Source organism: Arthrobacter sp. KUASC02 (genome assembly GCF_059739395.1).
Genome location: NZ_AP046053.1, coordinates 3,380,290 through 3,402,490 on the forward strand (window position 1 = coordinate 3,380,290; position 22,201 = coordinate 3,402,490).

Sequence of the window (22,201 nt, forward strand, 5' to 3'; positions counted from 1 at the left end):
CTTTTATTTCACCGCCAACGGCGCGTCAGAGAAGATGTTCCGGATGACCCCGTTGGCCCACTCCAGGATCTCGGCGTCCTGCAGGTCCCGGCCGCCGATCTTGGCGGTCTTCGGCTTGGGAATGAGCACCGCGTCGAGGGCGGGCTTGGACTGCGCACCGGGGTACATGCGGTTGAGGCGCATGGTCTTGGACTCGGGCAGTTGAGCCGGGGAGAACTTGATGAAGTTCCCCTGCAGGGCGACGTCGGACAGCCCGGCTTCGCGGGCCCCCACCCGGAACCGCGCGACGGCGATCAGGTTCTGCGCCGGCAGCGGCGGTTCGCCGTAGCGGTCCACGAGTTCGGCCTGGACCTCGTCGATCGCTTCGTTCGTGAGCGCGGACGCGAGCTTGCGGTAGGCCTCGAGGCGCAGCCGTTCGCCCGGCACATAGTCGTGCGGCAGGTGGGCGTTGACGGGCAGTTCGATCTTCATTTCGGCGGCCTTCTCCTCGGCCTCGCCGCGGAAGTCCGCCACGGCTTCGCCCACCAGGCGGATGTAGAGGTCGAAACCCACGCCCTGGATGTGGCCGGACTGTTCGCCGCCCAGCAGGTTGCCGGCGCCGCGGATTTCGAGGTCCTTCATGGCCAGCTGCATGCCTGCGCCGAGTTCGTTGTGCGTGGCCACGGCCTTGAGCCGTTCCAGCGCCACCTCGCCCAGGGGCTTCTCGGAGGGGTACAGGAAATACGCGTAGGCGCGTTCGCGGCCGCGGCCCACGCGTCCGCGCAACTGGTGGAGCTGGGAGAGGCCGTACTTGTCCGCGCCGTCCACGATCAGGGTGTTGGCGTTGGAAATGTCCAGGCCGGTTTCGATGATGGTGGTGCACACCAGGACGTCGAAGCGCTTCTCCCAGAAGTCCACGATGATCTGCTCGAGCCGGCTTTCGGACATCTGGCCGTGGGCCACCTCCACGCGGGCTTCGGGCACCAGCTCGCGGATCTTGGCGGCGGTCCGCTCAATCGTCGACACCCGGTTGTGGACGAAGAAGACCTGGCCCTCGCGCATCAGTTCCCGCCGGACCGCAGCGGAGGTCTGCTTGTCCGTGTACGGGCCCACATAGGTCAGCACCGGGTGGCGCTCTTCCGGTGGCGTTGCCAGGGTGGAGGTCTCGCGGATCCCGGTCAGGGACATTTCCAGGGTGCGGGGAATCGGCGTGGCACTCATGGCCAGGACGTCCACGTTGGTGCGCATCTTCTTCAGCGCTTCCTTGTGTTCGACGCCAAAGCGCTGCTCCTCGTCCACGATCACCAGGCCAAGGTCCTTGAAGCCGAAGTCCTTGGACAGCAGCCGGTGCGTGCCGATGACGACGTCCACGGAACCTGCCTTAACGCCGTCGGCGGTTTCCTTTGCCTCCTTGCCGCTCTGGAAACGGGACAGCGGCTTGACCACCAGCGGGAAGCCGGAGAACCGTTCGGTGAACGTCTCGTAGTGCTGCTGGGCCAGCAGCGTCGTGGGGACCAGCACAGCGACCTGCTTGCCGTCCTGAACGGCCTTGAACGCGGCCCGGACGGCAATCTCGGTCTTGCCGTAGCCCACGTCACCAGAGATCAGCCGGTCCATCGGGATCTCGCGCTCCATGTCGGCCTTGACCTCATTGATGGTGGTCAGCTGGTCCGGCGTCTCCACATACGGGAAAGCCTCTTCCAGCTCGCGCTGCCACGGGGTGTCCGGGCCGAAGGCGTAACCGCGGGAGGCCATCCGGGCCGAGTACAGCCGGATCAGCTCGCCGGCGATCTCCTTGACGGCCTTGCGGGCCTTGGACTTGGTGCTGGCCCAGTCCGCGCCGCCCATCTTGCTCAGCGCCGGGGTGTCCCCGCCGACGTAGCGGGTGACCTGGTCCAGCTGGTCGGTGGGCACAAAAAGCCGGTCGCCCGGCGCCCCGCGCTTGGACGGGGCGTATTCCAGGACAAGGTACTCGCGCACGCCGTCGCCGCCACCGGCCACCCGGCGCTGGATCAGCTCCACGAACCGGCCGATGCCGTGCTGTTCGTGCACCACGGAGTCCCCGGCCACGAGCTGGAGCGGATCCACGGCATTCCTGCGCTTGGACGGCATCCGGCGCATGTCCTTGGTGGAACCGGCGGACGTGCGTCCCAGCAGGTCCGCTTCCGTCAGCAGGCCAAGCTTGAGGCCGTCCAGCACAAAGCCGCGTCCGACGGCGGCGGTGGTCACCTCGATGATGCCCGCCTGCGGCTCGTCATCCAGCGAGTCCACCCGGGCGCACGGGATGTCTGCGTCATGGAACAGTTCAGCCAGCCGCTGGGCCGGGCCGGGACCTTCCGTGACAACCACAATGCGCCACTGGTCCCGGACGTTCGAGCCGATGAACTCCATCATCTCCGCCACGTCGCCCTGGTAGCCGCGGGGTTCCCGGGCGTGCAGGTTGAGGACGTTGATGTCCGGGGTCAGCTCTTCGTCGGTGGCCAGCGAGGTGATCGACCACCACGAAACCTCCTGCCCCAGGGCCGCGGTGCGGGTCTCCGTCAGGGAGCGGAAGCTGGCCGAATGCAGGGCAGCCGAGGCCGCGGACGTCAGATCCAGCGGAGCCGTGCCGCCGTCGGACGCCGTGGACCATGCAGCTTCGAGGAATTCCTCATTGGTCGCGGCCAGGTCGTGGGCGCGGGTGCGGACCTTTTCAGGCTCGATCACCACGGAGATGGACCCGGCGGGCAGCTGTTCGACGAAGGGCACCATGGCATCCACCAGGACGGGAGCCAGCGATTCCATGCCTTCCACCGCGATGCCGCCGGCGATCTTTTCCAGCATGTCCGCGGCGGCCGGCAGCTGTGTCTTCAGTGTCGCGGCCCGGGACATCACGGACGGGGTGATCAGGATTTCGCGACACGGCGGGGCGTGCAGTTCCGTGGGGTGGTGCAGGCCGGGCGAGGAAAGCGAGCGCTGGTCGGCAACGGCGAACCACCGCATCTGGTCCACCTCGTCGCCGAAGAACTCCACCCGGATGGGATGGTCCTCGGTGGGCGGGAAAACGTCCAGCATGCCGCCGCGGACGGCGAATTCGCCGCGGCGGGACACCATGTCCACCCGGGCGTAGGCGGCGTCGGCCAGGCTCTTGACGACGCTGCTGAAGGGGGCCTCCTGACCGACCTTCAGGGTCACGGGCACCAGGTCGCCCAGGCCGGCCACGATCGGCTGCACCACGGCGCGGACCGGAGCCACCACCACGCGGAGCGGTCCTCCGGCAACAGATTCAGGGTGGGCCAGCCGGCGCAATACGGACAAGCGGCGGCCCACGGTGTCCGAGCGCGGGGACAACCGTTCGTGCGGGAGGGTCTCCCAGCTAGGGAACTCGGCCACGGAATCGGCCGGCAGGAAGGCCCGCAGCGCGGCAGTGAGGTCCTCCGCTTCACGGCCGGTGGCGGTGACGGCCAGCACCAGGGGCGTGCCGCCGTCGTGGTTTCCAACTGCGGCAGTGCCTTCGGCGGCATGCAGGGCCGCGAGGCCGTCAGACATCTCGGCCAGCAGGGCAGCGCGGAGGCCTGCCGGGGCGCTGATCTGGTAATCCTCGCTGCGGGTTCCGAAACCCCGGGACGCTTCAGCCTGCACGCGGGCAAACGTTGTGTCTCCGGCGAGCGCGCGGCGAAGGCCTGTGAGTGACGGGCCGTTGAGGCTCATGGCAGAAGCTCCTGAAATGATCACGGGAAAGCAGGCAACACGAAAACCCGAAATTCGCAAGAATCCCGGGTCTTCCCAGCCTACCGCGACGGCGGAGCCTGCGTGGGCCTAGTTGCCCTCGACCATGGACGGGCCGGTGTCAGACGGCCGCCCTGGCGCGCTGAAGGAAGGAGTCAAGGATCCGTCCGGCATTCTCACGGGTGAGCAGGGCGTCCGGTCCGGCCTCCGGTGCGTGCCGGTGTCCTTTCATTGACTCCCCCAGGTACAGGAGGGCGGCCAGGACTTCGGACAACTCCACGTCCGCCTCGGCGCGCTGGCGCAGGAGCCTCAGGTGTGCGGCCTGCAGCGCGGGTCCCGGTGCGCAGCCCAGGTCCCGGTCGAAGATCCTTCGGCACCGCGCGTAGGCGGACAGGCCTTCAACCGGAAGTCCGGACAGTTCATAGCCTGTTACCAGGACGGTCCAGGCCCGTTCGTTGAGGGGTTCGGACGCCACGGCCGCCTGGGCCCAGCGGACGGATTCCGCGGGCCTGTTGAGCAGGACAGCTGTTTCTGCGGTCCGGACCTGTGCCGCCACTCGTTCGGCGCCGAGCCGAATGCGGGCTTCATCGGCCCAGTCGGACGCCAGCTCTGAACCGAGCAGCGGATCGGCGGATAGCTCCAGGGCCTCCGTCAGCATCGCATAGGCTTCCCGGGGAGCCGCCTGACCGGCGTCCTGTACCAGCCGGCGGAACGCCGAGAGGTCCAGGTCAACGAGCTCCGGGTCCAGGACATAGCCGCTGTTGGCGGTGCGGAGCGGACCGTTCCGCGTGTCGCCCGGCTGGATGGCGCGGCGGATGCCGCAGATGTAGCTCTCCAGCGTCGCGATTGTTCCGGTGCCGGCCCTGGCACCCCAAAGAATTTCAATGATCCGGCTCTTCGATACGGGGCTGCCTAAGTTCAGCAGCAGTAATTCCAAAATATGCCTCGGTTTGCATCCGCCAATGTCGGAGGTCGCCAGTGGAACTCCATTGCGCCGCACGTCGAACATTCCGAACAGACGAACAGATATTGACTTTGATAATTCAGGAGTTGTCCCCACGATGTTCTCCATTTGTCAGGCCAAGCAGTTAGCGCGCGTCTTCCGGTGGGAGCAGGCAGAAAGTGCGATGCTGCTTGCTCCGGCTTTCCAAACCACCGTGACACGGCAAATGGGGACGTCCAAGGGATCGATATACCTGTTTTTTCATGGCGCATAAAGACAGGTAAGACCGTTACGGAATCCACGTAGTAGGGATGAGGTCCACAGGAGTACCCGGCAGTTTTGCCAAGTAATTGGAGTTAATGGAGTTACCCCTGAGCGAGTAGTACCCGGAGTGGGAAAGGAGTGACGAATTGGATGCAAAAAGCAGGCCCCGGTTGGACCGGGGCCTGCTTTTGTTTGCTGTGCGAACGTCGGTGCTAGCCGGCCGTCCTGGTGCTCATCCGGTAGAGGAAGGCTGCCATCGCATCACGGCTGATGGACTGCAGCGGACGGTACGTCACCGTGCCGTTGGCCTCCACCCAGCCGGTGGAAATGCCCTGGTCCGCCAGCCACGCCATCTCCTTGTAGAACTGCTGGCCGGTGGACACATCAGCGAACGGTGACACCGCCGGAGCAGTGAACGCCGGCGAGCCGGCCGCCCGGTAGAGGAAGGCTGCCATCGCATCACGGCTGATGGACTGCAGCGGACGGTACGTCACCGTGCCGTTGGCCTCCACCCAGCCGGTGGAAATGCCCTGGTCCGCCAGCCACGCCATCTCCTTGTAGAACTGCTGGCCGGTGGACACATCAGCGAACGGTGACACCGCCGGAGCAGTGAACGCCGGCGAGCCGGCCGCCCGGTAGAGGAAGGCTGCCATCGCATCACGGCTGATGGACTGCAGCGGACGGTACGTCACCGTGCCGTTGGCCTCCACCCAGCCGGTGGAAATGCCCTGGTCCGCCAGCCACGCCATCTCCAGGTAGTAGAGCTGGGTGGTGGAAACATCCGCGAACGGTGAGACCGTCGGCGGAACGAAGGCCGGTACCCGTGGGGTCACCTCGTTCGATGCCGCCGACAGGGGGCTGTTGCCGCCTGCGTTGACCGCCCGGACCTGGAAGTTGTACGCCGTGCCGTTGCTCAGCCCGGTGACCTGGTGGCTGGTGGCGCTGCCGGGTACCCCGTCGATGGTCCGGACCACGGTGCTGCCGGTGCGGACGACGACGCTGAACGAGTCAGCCGGGAACTCACCGGCGGGAGCCGTGAACGCCACTGTTGCCGTGGTGTTGCCCGCAACAGCCGTCCCGATCAGGGGCGCCGCCGGTGCCTGGACTACGGCCGGAACCAGGTTTACGGTCTGGTCGGTAAACCGCAGCCGTTCAACGTTGGTGATCCGGTCCGTGCCGTCGTCGCCGGTGCCGCCGGTGTGGGCCACGGTGGTGACTCCCCCGGCGGTGGTGATGGCGTATTCATTCCGGGCTCCGGAGAACACGGCCGTGTCGATGTCCGCATCGCCAGGGCTGGACAGGATTTCCCGGACGATCCGCACATTGCCCGGATTGATGGTCCCGGCCATGATGCCGGCCTGGAGTTCGGTCAGTGAAGTGACCGTCCTGATCTCGGCGCCATCCGGTGCGTCGAGGACGCTGAGCCGGACGTTGAGCCACTTGTCGCCGTCGATGATGTCATCGGCCCCGTTGCCCCAGATCTGGTCGCTGCCTGAACCGCCGATGATGATGTTGCCGGCGCCGAAGGTGGTGGCACCCGCGGGCAGCAGCTCTGCCAGGCCGGTGATCCGGGCAATGCCGGCAGCATCGAGTTCGTTGGTCAGGCCTTCGACGTTGACCTCGGTGTTGGGAACGGACGGCACTTCGTCATCGCCGCGGAGCACGTCATCCTTGTCCCAGCCGGAGAGGGCCTCGACCAGGAGGAAGCGGTCCTTGAGGGCGTTCGGCCCGTCGACGATGATCTGGCGCATGTCCGAATCGGCGGGTTCGACCGACCGTGCGTGCGTGACCCAGTCGAAGCCGAAGACACCGTGGTTGCGTTCGATGCCGGGACCGGCCACCATGACGTCGTCGCCGCCTTCAGCGTCGTAGTCGTCTTCGCCGGAATCGCCGATCAGGACGTCGTGGCCCGGAGCGTTGATGTCGTCGAAGAACGGTGCGCCGCTGTCGCCCTGCAGCAGGTCGTTGGCATTGCCGCCTTCCTGCCAGTCATCGCCGCCGCCGCCGAACACGGCGTCGGGTCCGTCGCCGGAGAGGACAAGGTCGTTCCCTTCACCGGCAAAGGTTTCGTTGCCGTTGAGGCCGCCGTTGGAGAAGTCGTGGCCTTCACCGGACATGATGATGTCCAGGCCTGGTCCGGCGTCGATGGCGTCGTTTCCGTTGCCGCCCTTGAGCACGTCGTCGCCGTGCGAGTCCGTGATCCGGTCGTTTCCGTCACCGCCAAGAACACTGTCGGCGCCGTCGTTGCCTTCGATGACGTCGTTGCCGTCATTGCCCCAGAACGTATCGTTGTCGATGCCGCCCCAGATCCGGTCCCCGAGGGAGGTGCCGTTGAACGTGGACTGGGCGTTGAGGCCCGGACGGTCCACGGTGTTGCTGACGCGGTACCGGATGGTGCCGTCCGACATCCGCATCAGGAGCGCGGACTCGTCGCAGACGGAGGCGAGGTCGTCGGCTACGGAGTTACCGGTGCCGGCCGTGATGCGGCTGAGCTCGAACTCGCAGTCCGCCACGCCGAAGACATCGGCTTTGAGGGCCTCCGCATCCGTGTTGCGCATGATGAGTTCCGCGAGCGAGTTGCCTTCCAGCTGCGTGCGAAGGTTCAGCCCGGACGTGCGGGACAGGTAGTACATCCGGTCCCCGTCCTGCAGGTCCGTCATCTGGCGTTCAAAGATGTAGTTGAACGTTGATCCCAGCAGGCCGCCGAAGAGGTTCTGGTATTCGGCCAGGCCGCCCACCCAGAGATCGACGCTGTCCAGGCCGGTGGGCTGTGCGGCCCAGGTTCCGGCGCTGTTGACGAAATCGAAGGAGTCCGCGGGGGTGGCCGGGTCGGCCGTGTCCATGTCGAACAGCCGCTGGGCAGCTGCCCGCTTGTCCGTGATGGACACCGCCGCGGTGATCGTCGGATGCGTTCCGTAGGCGGCCATGAAGTTGACCACGGAGTCCGGGTGCTTCAGGTTCTGGCCGAAATCCACCCAGCTGGTGTATGGCTTCAGCGAAGACTCGCCTGTCTGCGCGTACAACTGGGTGCGGAAGTTGTTCAAGGACGGGACACCTGTATCCCGGCCCCGGGCCAGGTTCAGCGAGGCAAGGTCCAGGGGCAGCCCCAGGACGTTGTTCCGCAGTGTGTCGGTGACGAACTCATCGAGTTCGGCGCCCACCTGGTCCGTCATTCCCATGGCGATTGCGCCGGCGGCCTGCCTGGGATTCAGCGTGCCGGCAGTGCTCTGGTAGTAGGCCGGCGGGTTCAGGAAAGCGTCCAGCAGCGGCATCCCGATGTCGGTGCCGTCGTTCAGCTTGCGGTCGACGGTTTCGGTGAGCATCGAGTGGCCGAACCGGTAGGTGGCGTGGGCAAATTCCGCCTTGATCGCGGGATCAATGCCGGTGTCGGACTGCGTGAAGACGTTGAAGCCGTTGATGCCGGGCTGGATTTTCCGGGCGAAGTCCTCGAAGACGATGTGCTGGTACTCCATCTCCGTCACGTAGCGCGCCGCCTGGAACAGCCGCTCACCGTTCCACTGCCCGTTGGGAAGCTTCCACTCGTTGAGGTCGAGGTTCTGCGACGTGAGGAGCTCCTCCATGTACCCCACCAGGCGGTTGTGCTCCGCGTGGAACACCTGGTGGATCGCCGTCAGGCCGATGTTCTCGTTGACCCTGCCGTCGCCGGCGATGAAGTGCTTGTCCAGCATCTCGTCGTCGTAGCGGCCGGCCGGCCGCGGCTCGTTGACGCCGTTGACGTCGGCGTCGTCGTCCGGCTGCAGCGGGGCGCCGGTCTGTGAGTTGAACGGTGCCGCGTTGTGCCCGATGTCGTCCAGGAAGGCGATTCCGATCCGTTCAACGTTCGACGGCGGCGCCACCGGGGCGGCCAGGTTCCCTTCAACGCGTCCGGTTGCGGTCTGGTACTGCGGAAGCCCGTTCGGTCCGCGCAGGAACCGGCCGTACTGGTCGGTGGCCAGCTTCGGGATGTCGGCGACGTCCACGTCCGAAAGTTCGAGCCCGAGCATCGTCCGGGCCTGCTCCTTGATGTGGGCCCAGGTTGCCATGCCGCCCGGTTCGCCCTCGATGAGTTCTCCCGTGGCGAGGGGGTCCCCGTTTTCGTTGAGGGTGTATTCGCGTAGGAACACCTGGTGGGATGAGTGCGAAGCGTAGGTCTGGCTCTGGTCCACCCACGGCGAGTCGGTGTTGGTGCCATTCTGCTCGTCGTCGGCAGTTCCCAGGACACCGTCAGGGCCTGGCTGGTTCTCGGCACGGTTGAGCAGCATGAAGTTGGTGCGTCCGCCGGGGACATACAACGGATCGTCCGGTGCCAGCGGCATCATGACGTAGTTCTTGGTCTTCTTGGTGAAGTCCACGCCGTGGTCGAAGAACTGGCCGAAGAGCGCGAACATGCCGTTGTACGGCGGGGAAAGGCCAAAGTCGGTGGTGACGTTGGGGATGTCGAGGGTCTCTCCCGCGGGCACGCAGTTCTCCGGAACGCCGTCGCTGACACACGGGACGGCGGTGGGGCTGTCATTCACCGTGCGGTGGGCCTTGCCTGCCGCGGCGACGGCCGCCGGGTTGGTGACGGTCTGGTCCACGATCACGTTGCTGACGAAGCGCGGACCGTTGTCCGTGACAGTCGTATTGACGGACTCGTAGTTCTGCCCGCCGGATGAGGTACGCCATTCGGGGTCCGACAGCCGGGGAAACTCACGGCTGGCCGAGCCGAAGTCTTCCTGGCCGGCTACGAGGTTGTTGTCGGTGCCGTCCACAGTCCGCAGGCCGTACGGCAGCAGCGGGCTGGCGATCTGGTTTGGACCGTCGCCCAGGAGCGGCTGGCCGGCAACATCATTTCCCTGCGCGTCCTCTTTGGTCGCATGGTTTTCGGCGATTTTGATCTGCTTGAGAATGAACCGCATATCGCCGGCATTGAGTGTGAATCCCTGGCCCGTCGGGGCCGCGGAGACAGCTGGTGCCAGAACGGAAGGGACAACCCCCGCCCCGATCAAAAGGGCCAGCGCGCCGGCCGTGACTTTGCGAGTCATGCCGGCCGCTGAGCCCTGTGGATGGGGCATGCCGTCCCCCTTTCGGGACTTGCGATGTTTAGCCATGACCTTTTCCTCCATCGAGTTCATCCCGGCTCCCCCCTCAACGTGGTCGCTCGGTTCATTGGAAGGACCAGCCTTGTTCAGCGGCCTTTAGAAAAACTTGGATTGCTAAGCTGGCTGTGCATCGACGCACTCCGCTTTCGTTCCAAGGAGATCCACATGAACGGCACCCCCAAAACCGTGCTCGTCACCGGCGCCACCGGCTATATCGGCGGGCGCCTGGTCCCCCGGCTCCTTGAGGCGGGGCACACGGTGAAAGTGGTCGTCCGGACTCCCGCCAAGATTGCCGGTGTGCCATGGCTGGAACAGGTGGAGGTCATCCAAGGCAGCCTTGACGACGGCGGCATGCTCCGGGCAGCGCTGGATGGCGTCGACGTGCTCTACTACCTGGTCCATTCAATGGCGGCCGGCGCCGGCTTCGAGGCCAAGGAAAAGGCGATGGCGGAGACCGCTGCCAAGGCGGCGGCCGACGCCGGAGTGGAAAGGATCGTCTACCTCGGCGGCCTTCACCCCGAGGGCGCGAAGCTGTCAACGCATATGCGTTCCCGGGAAGCCGTCGGCAAAGTCTTCCTCGCGAGTCCGGTGGACGCTGTCGTCTTCCAGGCGGGCGTCGTGATCGGCTCCGGGTCGGCATCGTTCGAGATGATCCGGCACCTTTCAGAGACCCTCCCCCTCATGCCGGCCCCGAGCTGGGTCCGGAACCGCATCGAAGCGATCGCCGTCAGGGACGTCCTGTACTACCTCGTCGCGGCGGCGTCCCTGGAAGGGCACATCAACCGCACCTTCGACATCGGGTGCCGCCAGGTCCTCACGTATGCGGCCATGATGAAGGAGTACGCCGCCGAGGCCGGCCTGCCGTACCGCGTGGTCCTCGCGCTGCCCATCCCCGCACCGAAACTCGCCGGCATGTGGGTTGCCCTGACCACACCCATTCCGCTGTCCATGTCCCTGCCCCTCGTCGAATCGCTCCAGCACGACGCCGTGTCCAGGGAACATGACATCGACGGCTACATACCGCTGCCCGAGGGCGGACTGACACCGTATCGGCGTGCCGTGTCCCTCGCCCTGGGCAAGGAACGCGACGCCCAGGTGGAAACGACGTGGGCCAGCGCCGGAGCGGACGCGGACCCGCTCCCGAGCGACCCGGAATGGGCCGGACACCGCGTGTACGTGGACGAGCGAAGCTATTCCAGCCCGGTGGATCCCAAGTTCGTCTGGACGATCATTGAGGGGATCGGCGGCCGCAACGGCTGGTATTCCCTGCCGCTGGCGTGGCGGGTCCGCGGCTGGCTGGACAAGCTCACCGGAGGGGCAGGACTGCTCCGGGGCCGCCGCCACCCGCACCTGCTCGCCGAGGGCGAAGTGGTGGACTGGTGGCGGGCCGAGCGGATCGAGCGCGGCCGGCTGCTGCGGCTGCGGGCGGAGATGCGCGCCCCCGGCCGTGCGTGGCTGGAGCTATCGGTGGAGCCTGACGGGACGGGCAGCCGCTACCGGCAGCGCGCCATCTTCTTCCCGAAGGGCCTCAGCGGCAAGCTGTACTGGCTGGCCGTCCTGCCGTTCCACAGCGTCATTTTTCCCGCCATGTCGCACAACATCACGGCCGCTGCGCAAAAACTGGCAGAGGCCGAATCGGAGTCCGCGGCGTCCAGCACATAGGATGTGGGAGGCAAAAAACCGATGCCCCATACCCCCAACCCAATGGAGGAACAATGGCACTGAGTGCTTCCACCACCCTGCCCCACAGCGTCGACCGCGTGACCGCTGTGTTCGCCAACGAAGACTTCCAGCGCCACACCAGTGAACTGGTGGGCGGAACCCTTGAATCGTTCAAGGTCGACGGCGATCTTGCCGGCGCGTTCAGCACCACCTCGGTGCGCACCCTGCCCACCACCCGCCTGCCGGAGATTGCCCGCAAGTTCGTGGGCGACAGCCTGAAGGTAACCCAGCTGGAGACGTGGGAAGCCCCCGCCGCCGGCGGCTCCCGGCAGAGCAGCATCAGCCTGAAGATCGCCGGTGCCCCCCTGGACGTTAGCGCCGTGCAGCGGCTTGTCGCCGACGGCGGCAGCACCCGCGTCGAGCTCGAAGGCAACGTGACGTCTTCTGTTCCGTTCCTGGGCAGCAAGATTGCAGATGCAGCCGAGCCCATGGTGGGCAAGGCCCTGAACATCCAGTCCCAGCAGGCGCAGGCCTGGCTGGAAAGCCACTAATCCCGTGCAGCTTCCCGTTGCCCTCGCCTGGGTCCTGATTGTTGCCGGCGTCTGGTCACTGGTGGTCTGGCCCCAGTTCCTCAAGAGGGTAATGAAGGATCCGCGGGCCCGTGACGCAGCCGGCAAGGCGACCAGGTTCCTCACGGTGCACGTGGTCCTGGTGTCCGTTTCGATGGTGCTGGGCGCAGCCACAGCGGCGATCGGCATCGCCGGCCTCGTCAGCTAGCGAAACGTCAGTTTCGTTCCTTCCGGCCGGCGCCCTGCCGGCCGGAAGGAACGGCCTAAACCTGCCTGCGCGACTTCCAAAGCCGCGCTGCGACGCGCACCGGCCGGCCGACGAACTCGAAAACGCTGGTCCGGCGGACCAGCGTCTCTTCCAGTGCCGTAATACGCCGGTTGAGGTCCTCCAGGGTGGAGACCACCCGGTCAGCCAGAACCCGTGCTTCGGCTGCGGCTTCCTCCTGCTGCCCGCTCAGCTGGGCCAGGTACAGCAGGTACCCCACCCCCGTCTTCCCGGCTTCGCGCCGCAGGAAGGCATCCCGCACCAGGCTGTCGAACTTCGCGTGTTCGGCGGCGGCGGCAATGACGCTGTTCCCCATGTCTCCGCTGGCTTCGGGGCGCTGGCACCAGAAGGCCAGCGGCTCGTCGTCGAGCAGTTCCATCGGGTACGCCTGGAGGAACCGCAGGTAGAACTCCCAGTCCCCCACAACGTCGAGTTCCTCGTTGTAGAACCCGATGTGGTCATGGACGGAGCGGCGGTACAGGAAGGAAATGGGGACGATCCGGTTGATCCGCAGCATGTCTGTCAGCGTGATGGCCTGAAGATCCGGCCAGTACGCGAAGGAGCCCGTCTCCACGATCGCACCGTCACGGACTTCCTCGTACACCACATTCGTCCTGACGGCGACACCCTGCGCGGCGGCTTTTCCGTCCAGCAGCCGCACGGTCTTGAGCAGGAAATCCGGATGCCACCGGTCGTCGTCGTCATGCACGGCGATGTACTCAGACGTTGCGGCCGCAATGCCCGCGTTGCTGGCTGCTTCCATGCCTTTGCTCTGCGGGTGGTGGATGACGTTCAGTTTCCCCGCGGGAAGGTGGCGGTACCCGTCCGCCAGCGCGTCAACCGGCGCCGGGTCCCCGCCGTCGTTAACCACCACGATGGAGAAATCCTGGTACGACTGCCCCAGGATGTTCTCCAGGGCACGGTTCAGCAGGATGGGCCGGTTCTTGGTCCGGACCACCACCGTCACTCGGCCGCTGGCCATCAGTGCTTCCTTCCGGTCAGCCGGCGCGCAACGTCCGCGCCGCGGCCCAACAATTTCGCTGCTTTGAAAGTCCGTGACTGCAGGATTCTGTCCCTTTCCCGTATTGCTTCATCCCGTTCGTGGATGAGCACATCGCGTTGGGACCGTACATCGTCCCACTCCGTCCATTGCCGTCCGATCCCCAGGCTCAGGGTGCGGAACAATTCCCTTTGTTCCGCGGCCTGGCGGGACCAGGATTCCACCGCGCGAAGGGCTGGCGCGTCTTCAAGCCCGGCGTAGCTGCCCACGCCGCCACGCAGTACAGCTGCCACGGCATCCCACCATGTCCCCTGGGAGCGCTCGAATCCGGGCCTGAGCCCGTCCAGGTGGCGGCGGATCTCGTCGCGGCGGTTCCAGGCCTCCAGCACCGCTTCGTCCACGCCGCCAGGGGTAAGGCTTGGCTGCGGGAGTGCCCAGTCGCCCAGCCCCCAGTTCCCGAGTGCACCGGCGAGGCGGATATCGGAGTAGGCGTCGTTGGCCAGGGCGACCACCGGCACGCCGGCCGCCAGGCCGAAGACGGCCGGGTGGTAGCGGTTCGTGATCACCAGGGCGGCGGCCGCGGTCACCGCTGCGGCCTCGCGGACCGGCAGCACTGGCATCATTGCCAGCCGTCCCGAGCGCGAGTGCGCCAGCACCGTACGGTGGGATTCGTGGTCTGCCCCGGCATCCAAAGACCCCAGCGTCCCCATGTGCGGCAGCAGGTACACCGGAAGGCCCGTGAGCTGTGCCGCACGGTCCAGCACTGCCGCGAACGCCGCCAGAGTGCGGGTTCCTTCGCGCCACGCATCCGGGCCCACTGTGGCAGCAATGTAGCCGTCCGCCGGAAGGTCCGGAAGGTCCGGAAGGTCACCCTCCAGAAGCCCGCCGTCCGCAGCCTGCGGTCCGCCGTCCTGCGGTTCGCCGTTCTGCGATTGGCTGTCCTGCCGGGTCTGCAGGAAGCTGCCGTCATCAAGGACGCGGACAAGCTTTTCCGAGCCGAGGCCCAATTCAACACCTAGTGCGTAGGAAGCAGGTTCGCGGGCACCGATCAGCGCCGCGCTGTCGAGGAGCTCGTGCAGCACCTTCCGGTCCTGGGGCAGCAGGGTGGGACCGAACGTCTGTCCGCTCACCACCAGCGGCTTGCCAAGTTCCCTGGCGATAAGGCCGACGGCGGCCCGTTCGTAAAGCAGCCAGCCGTAGAGGGAGTTCATATTGCCGCCGCCTGCGATCAACACTCCGTCGGACGTCGACACTTCCTCGATGACGCCCCACACCGGGTCGGCGGGCGGGAGCGCGCCGCGGTCGCCCGTCGCGGCCCGGCGGACGCGCTCCAGGTAAACGCTCCGTTCCTCGGGCGGCCACGGAAATTCAATGGTTGCTATGGAACGGGTGCCGTAAAGCGCTGCCGTCTGCGCCGGGTCACGGGACAACAGCACAACTGCTGCCCCGGTCCGCTGCAGGAGTTCGTCCACTGCGGCCAGCGCCATGGCCTCATCGCCGACGTGATACGCACCTTGGCCCAGATCGCCCTGCACCACGAACTTCACTTGACGGTCCTCTTCCACTACTTGTCTCATAACGCAGCCGGAGACGGACCCGTCGCGGGGCCGTTGGCGCGCAACCAGACTACCGTCTTTTGCGGAACCGCCCGCCGGAAAGTGGTCTCATCCGGACACAACCGGGCAGCAACAGGCCACCCGAGTACTCGGGCCGGCAAATGGAGTAGGAGGGGGCGTAGATGAAGTGGACAACACGCTGTTATCTGAACGTGATAAGCCGTAAATTTCTGCTATGGACGCGCAAGATATGGAACGGGTTTGGCACGGTAGCCACCGTAAAATCGACCGCAGAAATTGGTCGTTGTATTTCGCACTGACCCTATTGGGGCTTATCTCGTGGGTAATTGTTGTATTTCCCCACTAATCTTCAATTTTCGACACTTCAATCGAAGCTCCGGCGGGTCCCCACCTACCGGAGCTTTACTTTAAGCCGGTTGATCTTGCCGCGCCGCATGATCACCGGAGCGGATTTACCGGACAAAATCGGAGAAACCGGCCATGATGGTCAGCACCGTGAGCACCACGAGGGCCAACACGCAGACAATTTCTGCCCTGTGAATCCTGTGCTGCGTTTGCCGCACTTCAATGTCGTCCTGGCTATCAACCATATTTAGAGGCTACTGGCCCCTCCGGCACGCCACTAGAGTAGTCACTACTCGTCTTTATCCCCATTGCCGTGCGCTCTTCACATCAAGCTCACCATGCCATAAAGTGGCAGTAAGATCGGCGATCGGCTCAGCGACGTTTGTCTCAGGATTGAAGTACGTCCTCAGGATTGAACTACGTCCCAGGAGAGCTGAGAACAGTGGCCGCTGAAGGATTTTCAAATACCCGTTTCCTCACAGTTTCCGAGGTCGCAGAAGTCATGCGGCTGTCCCGGATGACCGTGTACCGGCTCGTCAAAGCGCACGACCTCCCGGCCGTCCGTTTCGGCCGGTCCTACAGGGTCCCGGAGCACGCGATCGAAGACTATGTGCAGCACCACTCAACGCTTGCGGATGACGAGCACCCGGAAGCCGGCAAGACCTAGCGGCCGGTGGCTACGGCCTGCCGCAGCGCGTCCTCGGCAGCCACCCACGCCAGCATGGCGCATTTGACCCTGGCCGGATACTTCGCCACTCCCGCCAGGGCAGCCGCATCTCCCAGAATCTCGTCGTCCGGCTCCAGCCGGCCGCGAGAGCGCATGAGCTCCCTGAAATGGCCGATCATCTCCCCCAGTTCATCCGGCGACGCACCTTCGGACAATTCGCTCAAGATGGAGGCCGAGGCCATTGAGATGGCGCAACCGTCGCCATGCCAGTGGATGCCTTTCACCGTTGACTGGCTTCCTGCCGCTTCCAGCTCCAGGCGAAGCGTAATTTCGTCACCACAGACCGGGTTCAGCTGATGGCACTGTCCCACGCCCGGCTGGTCAGGCATGGACGTGGCCTCGTCAGCCGTCAGGTCGGCCCCGCTGCGCGACTTCGCGTGCTCGAGGATCAACTGCTGGTACATGGCATCAAGTGCGCTCATTTGGAGGCCCCCGAGCCAGCTACGCCGAAGTAGGGCCGGACCTGGGCCACAGCCTCCAGCAGGAGGTCCACTTCTTCGGTGGTGTTGTACAGGTAGGTGCTCGCCCGGGTGGTGGCCGTCAGACCCAGCCGCCGGTGCAGCGGCTGCGCGCAGTGGTGACCGACGCGGACGGCGATCCCCACACTGTCCAGGTACTGCCCGACGTCGTGGGCGTGCACTCCGGCGACGTCGAAAGCCGCCAGTCCGAGCCGTTCCACACCTGCCGCCGGCCCCACGACGCGGATTCCGTCAATGGCGCTCAGCCCGGTGACCAGGCGCTGGCCCAGGGAGGCCTCCCAGCCGGCGACGCGTTCCATGCCGGTTTCGTGGAGGTAATTGGCGGCGGCGGCGAGCGCCACGGCCTGCGAGATGGGCTGGGTGCCGGCTTCGAAGCGCTGGGGCGCAGGAAGGTATTCGGCTTTCTCCATCGTGACGGTCGTGATCATGGAGCCCCCGGTGAGGAACGGCGGCATGGCGTTCAGCAGTTCCCGCCGCCCGTAGACTCCGCCGATGCCCGTGGGCGCCAGCATTTTGTGGCCGGAGAAAACGGCAAAATCGACGTCCAGGGCTTTGAAGTCCAGCGGCAGATGCGGCACCGACTGGCAGGCGTCCAGTACTACGAGGGCGCCCGCCGCTCGGGCCAGCGCCACAAGCTCGGCAACCGGGTTGATGGTTCCCAGGACGTTTGAGGCGTGCGTGAACGCCAGGATCCTGGTTCGCTCCGTGATAAGCCGCGCTGCCTCCTCAAGCCGCAACGCGCCGTCGTCGTCGATGGGGATGAACTTCAAGGTGGCACCGGTGCGCCGGCAGAGTTCCTGCCACGGAATCAGGTTCGCGTGGTGTTCCATCTCCGTCACCACAACCTCGTCCCCCGGGCCGAGGGCGAAACGGGCCGCGTCGCCGCGGACAGTGCCGACGCTGGCATTTGAGAAGGAATACGCCAGGAGGTTCAGCCCCGCGGTGGCGTTCGCGGTCCAGACCAGTTCGTCCTCTGCCGCACCCACAAAGCCGGCCACGGTGGCCCGGGCGTCTTCGAACGCGTCGGTGGCCTGGACAGCAAGGTGGTGGGCACCCCGGTGCACGGCCGCGTTCCGCAGTTCATAGAACTCCTGCTCGGCTTCGAGCACGCTTCGGGGGTTCTGTGACGTGGCGCCGGAATCCAGGTACACAAGGGGCCGGCCATTGACTTCCTGGTCCAGGACGGGGAAGTCGTTGCGAATTCGCAGGACCTCGACATCACTCAGCGCGACCTGGGTGGCTGCGGTGGCGGAAGTGGATACCATGACCAAACTGGAGCTCCTTGATAGGCAAGACCTGCCGACGGCTCGCCGCCACGGGCAGGCACACCGCTTGCGTCCGCGGTGCTACTCCTCAATTGTCCCACTATTGGCCCGGGGCCGTTTATGCGCGCGGCGTCACTGCCGTGTGCCGTCCAGGCTGTGCCAGAGTTCGGCGAGCTCCTGGCGGCGGGAAACACCCAGCTTGCCGTAGATCCTCTGCAGATGCGCGTTCACTGTGTTCACTGCGATCCCGAGTTCTTCCGCCACGCGTGCACTGCCCATCCCGGTGACGACAAGCACTGCCACTTCCCGTTCCCGTTGCGAGAGCTTGGCGGGGTCCGCGGCCGGCCGCTTCATTTCGGCTGGCCCCCGGCTGCCGGGAACGTTCAGCAGGTCAAGGGACTCGCCAGGCACCGGACCGCTGTTCCCGTCGCTCGACCACCGCCAATCCGGCAGCCCGTCGGCGGGGTCAAACGCCGTACCTTCAGGCCGTCCAGCGACACCGAGATTCAACAGCTCCCGTGCCCGGCGGCCCCTGGCGCCGCCGGACGCCTTGGCCGGCTTCCGGAGCGTCCTCTGGGGCGGTCCGGCGGTTCCGGTAACGGCCGGACGGGCCACCGCCGCGTACGTGTCAGCCAGCCTGGCCGCGACGTCGCCGTCAGCAGACCGGTCGTCCCCGGCCCGGACTCCCACTGCCAGGGCTTCCCCCGCCCGATCGTCTTCTGCCCGGACGTCGGCCGGCGCGGGTGCACCAGTCAGTCCAACCCCCGGCAGCTGCGCCAGGTCCCACGTCAGCCACTCCGCAGTGGCCTGCGCGCCCAGGGTGAGCGCCAGCAGGTCGTCCGGTTCGCCGGACGTTCCGCCGTCAGCACCTGATACACGCACGGGCGTGCGGCCGGCGGCGGCATGCCGGCAAAACATCATGGCCCGGAAAAGCTGCAGGGGTCCGCCCGGGTAGCTCATCCATCTGTTGCGGCCGGCACGCTTTTCGGCGCTCCCTGCGTCGGCCCCCTGCCCGAACCTGGCCAGGTTGGACGCATGGATCGTAAGCACCATGGAGTGGAAGTCGACGCTGCACCGCGGCAGGCGCTCCACCGCGTTGAGCGCCCGGGTGGAAAGCTCGACGGCGTCAGCGGACTTGCCCCGCGCGGACAGCCCCTGCGAGGCCAGCGCCAGAAGCAGGATCCCGGCGTGGGTGCCCGGCGCCTCGCTCGTACCGGGACTGCCGCCGTCGCAGAACCCGGCCGGGCAAAGCCGGTGGAACAGCTCCCCTTCCGTGCTGGGCCAGTTGCCCTCCCTCGACTCCAGGTAGAGCTGCAGGACGTCCAGCTCGTCCTGGACGGCGTTTTGGTAGGTGTCGGCGGCCATATCCCCAATGGACGCAGCCGCCGCCAGTGTCAGCCGCCGCCTCGCACTGTCCAGTACGGATTGGAGGGCGTCGCGGCCGGGATTCATCGGCAGCAGTGCCTGCAGGAGCAGGGCGACAGCCCGGGCAAACTCCATGCTCAGCACTGCGGGAGTGGTTTCCACGAGGCTGCGGAGAACGTCGGCACTCTGGCCGTACCTGTGGGCGTGGAACAGGGCCCGGGCGGCCTCCGTCTGTGCCATCAACCGGAGCTCGGGTGCTTTGACGGATTCTGCTGCTTTCAAGGCACGGCCGCTGTCGTAGAGATTGTTTGCTGCGGTGGCCGCGGCCAGCAGGTCCAGGTCCGCAACAGCTGCCCCGGCGTCCAGCGCCGCTTCCACCCGGCGAAAGAGATCCCACAGCGGCTCCTCCCCCGGCCGGCCGGAAAAGCGGTGACCTCTGCCCTGCAGGTCCGTTTCGCTGCGCAGGTCCAATGGCCCCGCCCCACCCGGAAAGAGCCGGGCTGCACTGGCCTCGGCTTCATGGTTCAGGGTGACGTCGGCCCCGCCGTCGCTCCTGATCTGGAGCCGGATGACATGGCCTCGTTCCAGGGCGGCCAGGGCGTCCGGCGGCACCGCCCTGGCCAGGCTGGACAGAGGCGCCGGATCACCGGATGCCAGGAAGTCGACCACCTGGCGCTGCTCCGGCGGAAGTGCCTCGATCCGCCGACGCGCCAGGTCGAATTGGCGTGACTCCGACGGGTCCAGCGGATGGACGATGGCGCAGCTGCCCCCGCGCTCCACAATCCGGCCGCCCGCCAGGGCTTCCTCGACGAGCCAGCTGGCCGTTAGCGCATTGGCCCCCGATGCCGCAAGGATGTCGCGCACCAGGGTGGGCACGGGCGGGGCCGGGAGCCGGGACTCGAGCAACGTCCGGAGCTGGTCCAGCGTGAGGTCATCCAGTGCCACGATGGACAGTTGCCGGGCCACCACCGATTCCATCAGCTCCATCGGCAGCTGCCGGTCGGAACGGTGGCTTGCCAGCATTCTGATGTCCGGTTCTGCGAGGAGCTGGTTGAGGACCCACAGGGATGTCCCGTCGAGGTGGTCCACGTTGTCCAGGACCACCAGGATTCCGTTGGCCCCCGGGTCCTGGCTCCGGAGCGCATTACGGCAAGCGCGGACAATGTTCAGCGGCGACACTTTGGCACCCGCAGGCAACGAAGGTGCCAATACACTGCCGATGCCGAACTTCATCCGGCGGCAGGACTCGGGAATGCTGTGCACAATGACCGTCAGCCGGCCTGAGAGTGCCTCGGCCGCAGCGGCAAGGAGCCGGCTCCGGCCCGATCCGGCTGCACCGGTAACGATGACGCCTGAAATTTCGGATCCTGTGAGGGCAGTGACTGCGGCCCGCAGTTCAGCCACCCGAATGACCGGGGGGAAAGGGGGATTTCCTGCCCTAACGTCCATGGTTGCGCCGATTCCTTAGCCGTGGAGCGCGAAGATCCGGACCGCCCCCAACCCACCTGCCGGCATTAGCAACTTCCACGCTACCTATCCACTGCCTGCGCTGGCGTGAGTGGTGACTACTCGAATATGACCGCCCCTCGCTCTCAGCCCCGCTCAGGCTACTCACAGGCATCCGTGTAAAGTGGAGCGGGTGTTAACGGTCTCTTCGGGTCTCTTGACGGTCCCGCTAGCTGCTTCTGGGGAGTATGCGGCTTAGCTGGTTTCACTATCAGCATTGATTCTGGGCGCGGCCATCGCTGCGCCAATCTGGCGGTCATGACCCGTACTTGGCGTGCCCTCATGGGGCCCCTGCCATCCCTGTTAATGTCCCCAACAGAATATGTATCCCAAAAAAATGAAACACATGACCACCCCAATCATGGCTGTGTTGATCCTCCTCATCGGAGTATTGACCGCCGGCTGTGCCGCCCAATCGGCGCCCAGCCCGTCGGCCTCCGCCAGTCCTTCGTCAGCCAGCGCACAAGCGTTGCCGGCAAAGCCGAAGGCATCACCCTCACCCAGTACGACGCCGGCCGCGGCCCCCGTCGAGGAACCTGCACCGGCTGCGGTTTCCGCTCCCGAACCTGCTGCCGCGGCTCCCGCGCCGGTAGCAGTGGCCGCAGCAGTGCCCGCGGCCGCTCCGGCAACCAGCAAGTACCCCTTGCACACCAACGTCGTAAGCACCACTTTCTGGGTCGGCGAAATCTTCAACGCCAGCCTTGCCGACGGATCCCAGGTCTGCTCCACGTATAACGGGCAGTGGGCTTTCCAGCACACCGGCATCAACGCCGGCACCACCCCCGCCTCAGCCTCAGGCTGCCCCGGCAGCATCTACGGCGGCTGCGACGGCGTGAGCTCCGGTACCGGCGCATCGTTCACCTGCGCTACCGAAGCACGCGACGCCTCCAACGGCTACTTCCCCAAGAACCAGCCCGCCCCGCTGGAGAACCCGTTCTACCTCGACCTGCCCTACGACGACATCAATGACAGCGTCGTCTTCCAGCAGCGGTGCCAGGTCATCCCCTGGGCAGCCGCGGACAACGCCGCCACCGGTGTTGACCACTGCGCGGACGGCAGCTACTCCTACATGAAGAACCGCTGGGTGCAGATGACGGGACCGAACGGCAACGTCTGCTACGGCCAAATCGAGGACGCCGGTCCTTCAAGCGGTTCCGAATACCATGATGCAAACTACGTCTTCGGTGCCGCAGACGCACGTCCGGCAAACACCGATTTCTCCGCCGATGGCACGCAGGGCGCGGGAATGGATGTTTCCCCTGCACTGAACGGCTGCCTCGGCTTCGCCGAACTGGACGGCAGCGGTGATCACGTTTCGTGGCGGTTCGTTGACCGCGCAGACGTCCCCGCCGGCCCGTGGCTGAATGTCGTCACCACCTCCGGTGTGAGCTGGTAACAGCAGCACGTGGCTGAACGCAGCGGCGCCCCTCCCCTGGACACAATGTCCCGCGGGAGGGGCGCCGCTT

Annotated in this window: 14 protein-coding genes; 5 read left to right on the forward strand and 9 right to left on the reverse strand. The window is 66.0% G+C overall.

Features of this window, described 5'->3' with window-relative positions; translation table 11 throughout:
• Positions 1-3: 3 nt before the first annotated feature.
• The 3 genes from mfd to AC6JAC_RS15610 all read right to left on the reverse strand — a co-directional run bounded on the left by mfd (position 4) and on the right by AC6JAC_RS15610 (position 9,948).
• Positions 4-3,669: a transcription-repair coupling factor gene (gene mfd, locus AC6JAC_RS15600; protein WP_028272491.1), complete on the reverse strand. Its 3,666-nt coding sequence runs from the start codon at positions 3,667-3,669 to the stop codon at positions 4-6.
• A 139-nt stretch (positions 3,670-3,808) separates the two neighbouring features.
• Positions 3,809-4,624, reverse strand: coding sequence for an AfsR/SARP family transcriptional regulator (locus AC6JAC_RS15605; RefSeq protein WP_231511373.1), 816 nt, complete (start codon positions 4,622-4,624; stop codon positions 3,809-3,811).
• Positions 4,625-5,106: 482 nt separating this feature from the next.
• Positions 5,107-9,948, reverse strand: a complete 4,842-nt coding sequence (locus AC6JAC_RS15610) for a peroxidase family protein (RefSeq protein WP_497965341.1) — start codon at positions 9,946-9,948, stop codon at positions 5,107-5,109.
• A 192-nt stretch (positions 9,949-10,140) separates the two neighbouring features.
• On the opposite strand from AC6JAC_RS15610, the gene AC6JAC_RS15615 reads away from it, so the two are divergent.
• The 3 genes from AC6JAC_RS15615 to AC6JAC_RS15625 are packed head-to-tail and all read left to right on the forward strand — an operon-like array spanning position 10,141 to position 12,414.
• Positions 10,141-11,637, forward strand: coding sequence for an SDR family oxidoreductase (locus AC6JAC_RS15615; protein ID WP_454697991.1), 1,497 nt, complete (start codon positions 10,141-10,143; stop codon positions 11,635-11,637).
• Between the two features lie 53 nt (positions 11,638-11,690).
• Complete coding sequence (locus AC6JAC_RS15620; RefSeq protein ID WP_497965343.1) at positions 11,691-12,188, forward strand: DUF2505 domain-containing protein; 498 nt, start codon at positions 11,691-11,693, stop codon at positions 12,186-12,188.
• A 4-nt stretch (positions 12,189-12,192) separates the two neighbouring features.
• On the forward strand, positions 12,193-12,414 hold the full coding sequence (locus AC6JAC_RS15625) for an SCO4848 family membrane protein (RefSeq protein WP_497965345.1): 222 nt from the start codon (positions 12,193-12,195) through the stop codon (positions 12,412-12,414).
• 55 nt (positions 12,415-12,469) lie between these two features.
• Here the strand turns inward: AC6JAC_RS15625 and AC6JAC_RS15630 are convergent, their stop codons facing one another.
• The 3 genes from AC6JAC_RS15630 to AC6JAC_RS15640 all read right to left on the reverse strand — a co-directional run bounded on the left by AC6JAC_RS15630 (position 12,470) and on the right by AC6JAC_RS15640 (position 15,638).
• Positions 12,470-13,453, reverse strand: a complete 984-nt coding sequence (locus AC6JAC_RS15630) for a glycosyltransferase family 2 protein (protein WP_028272872.1) — start codon at positions 13,451-13,453, stop codon at positions 12,470-12,472.
• Entirely contained in the window at positions 13,453-15,018 is a 1,566-nt protein-coding gene (locus AC6JAC_RS15635; RefSeq protein WP_497965347.1) for a polysaccharide pyruvyl transferase family protein, read from the reverse strand. The genes AC6JAC_RS15630 and AC6JAC_RS15635 overlap by 1 nt, the downstream gene beginning before the upstream one ends.
• 482 nt (positions 15,019-15,500) lie before the next feature.
• Positions 15,501-15,638, reverse strand: coding sequence for a hypothetical protein (locus AC6JAC_RS15640; RefSeq protein WP_156037236.1), 138 nt, complete (start codon positions 15,636-15,638; stop codon positions 15,501-15,503).
• Between the two features lie 197 nt (positions 15,639-15,835).
• On the opposite strand from AC6JAC_RS15640, the gene AC6JAC_RS15645 reads away from it, so the two are divergent.
• A complete protein-coding gene (locus AC6JAC_RS15645) occupies positions 15,836-16,060 on the forward strand; it encodes a helix-turn-helix domain-containing protein (RefSeq protein WP_011691098.1) in 225 nt (74 codons plus the stop codon).
• On the opposite strand, the gene sufU is transcribed toward AC6JAC_RS15645, so the two are convergent.
• From sufU to AC6JAC_RS15660, 3 genes are all read right to left on the reverse strand, one after another.
• Positions 16,057-16,542, reverse strand: coding sequence for a Fe-S cluster assembly sulfur transfer protein SufU (sufU, locus tag AC6JAC_RS15650; protein WP_028272871.1), 486 nt, complete (start codon positions 16,540-16,542; stop codon positions 16,057-16,059). The two genes, AC6JAC_RS15645 and sufU, sit on opposite strands and share 4 nt — an antisense overlap.
• A complete protein-coding gene (locus tag AC6JAC_RS15655; protein ID WP_028272870.1) occupies positions 16,539-17,870 on the reverse strand; it encodes an aminotransferase class V-fold PLP-dependent enzyme in 1,332 nt (443 codons plus the stop codon). Before AC6JAC_RS15655 ends, sufU begins: the two co-directional genes overlap by 4 nt.
• A 126-nt stretch (positions 17,871-17,996) precedes the next feature.
• Positions 17,997-20,633 carry a helix-turn-helix transcriptional regulator gene (locus AC6JAC_RS15660; RefSeq protein WP_497965351.1) on the reverse strand — a complete coding sequence of 879 codons (2,637 nt, stop codon included), beginning with the start codon at positions 20,631-20,633 and terminating at the stop codon, positions 17,997-17,999.
• Positions 20,634-21,081: 448 nt separating this feature from the next.
• Here AC6JAC_RS15660 and AC6JAC_RS15665 point away from each other — a divergent pair, with 448 nt between their 5' ends.
• Complete coding sequence (locus AC6JAC_RS15665) at positions 21,082-22,131, forward strand: hypothetical protein (protein ID WP_497965353.1); 1,050 nt, start codon at positions 21,082-21,084, stop codon at positions 22,129-22,131.
• Positions 22,132-22,201 lie beyond the last annotated feature (70 nt).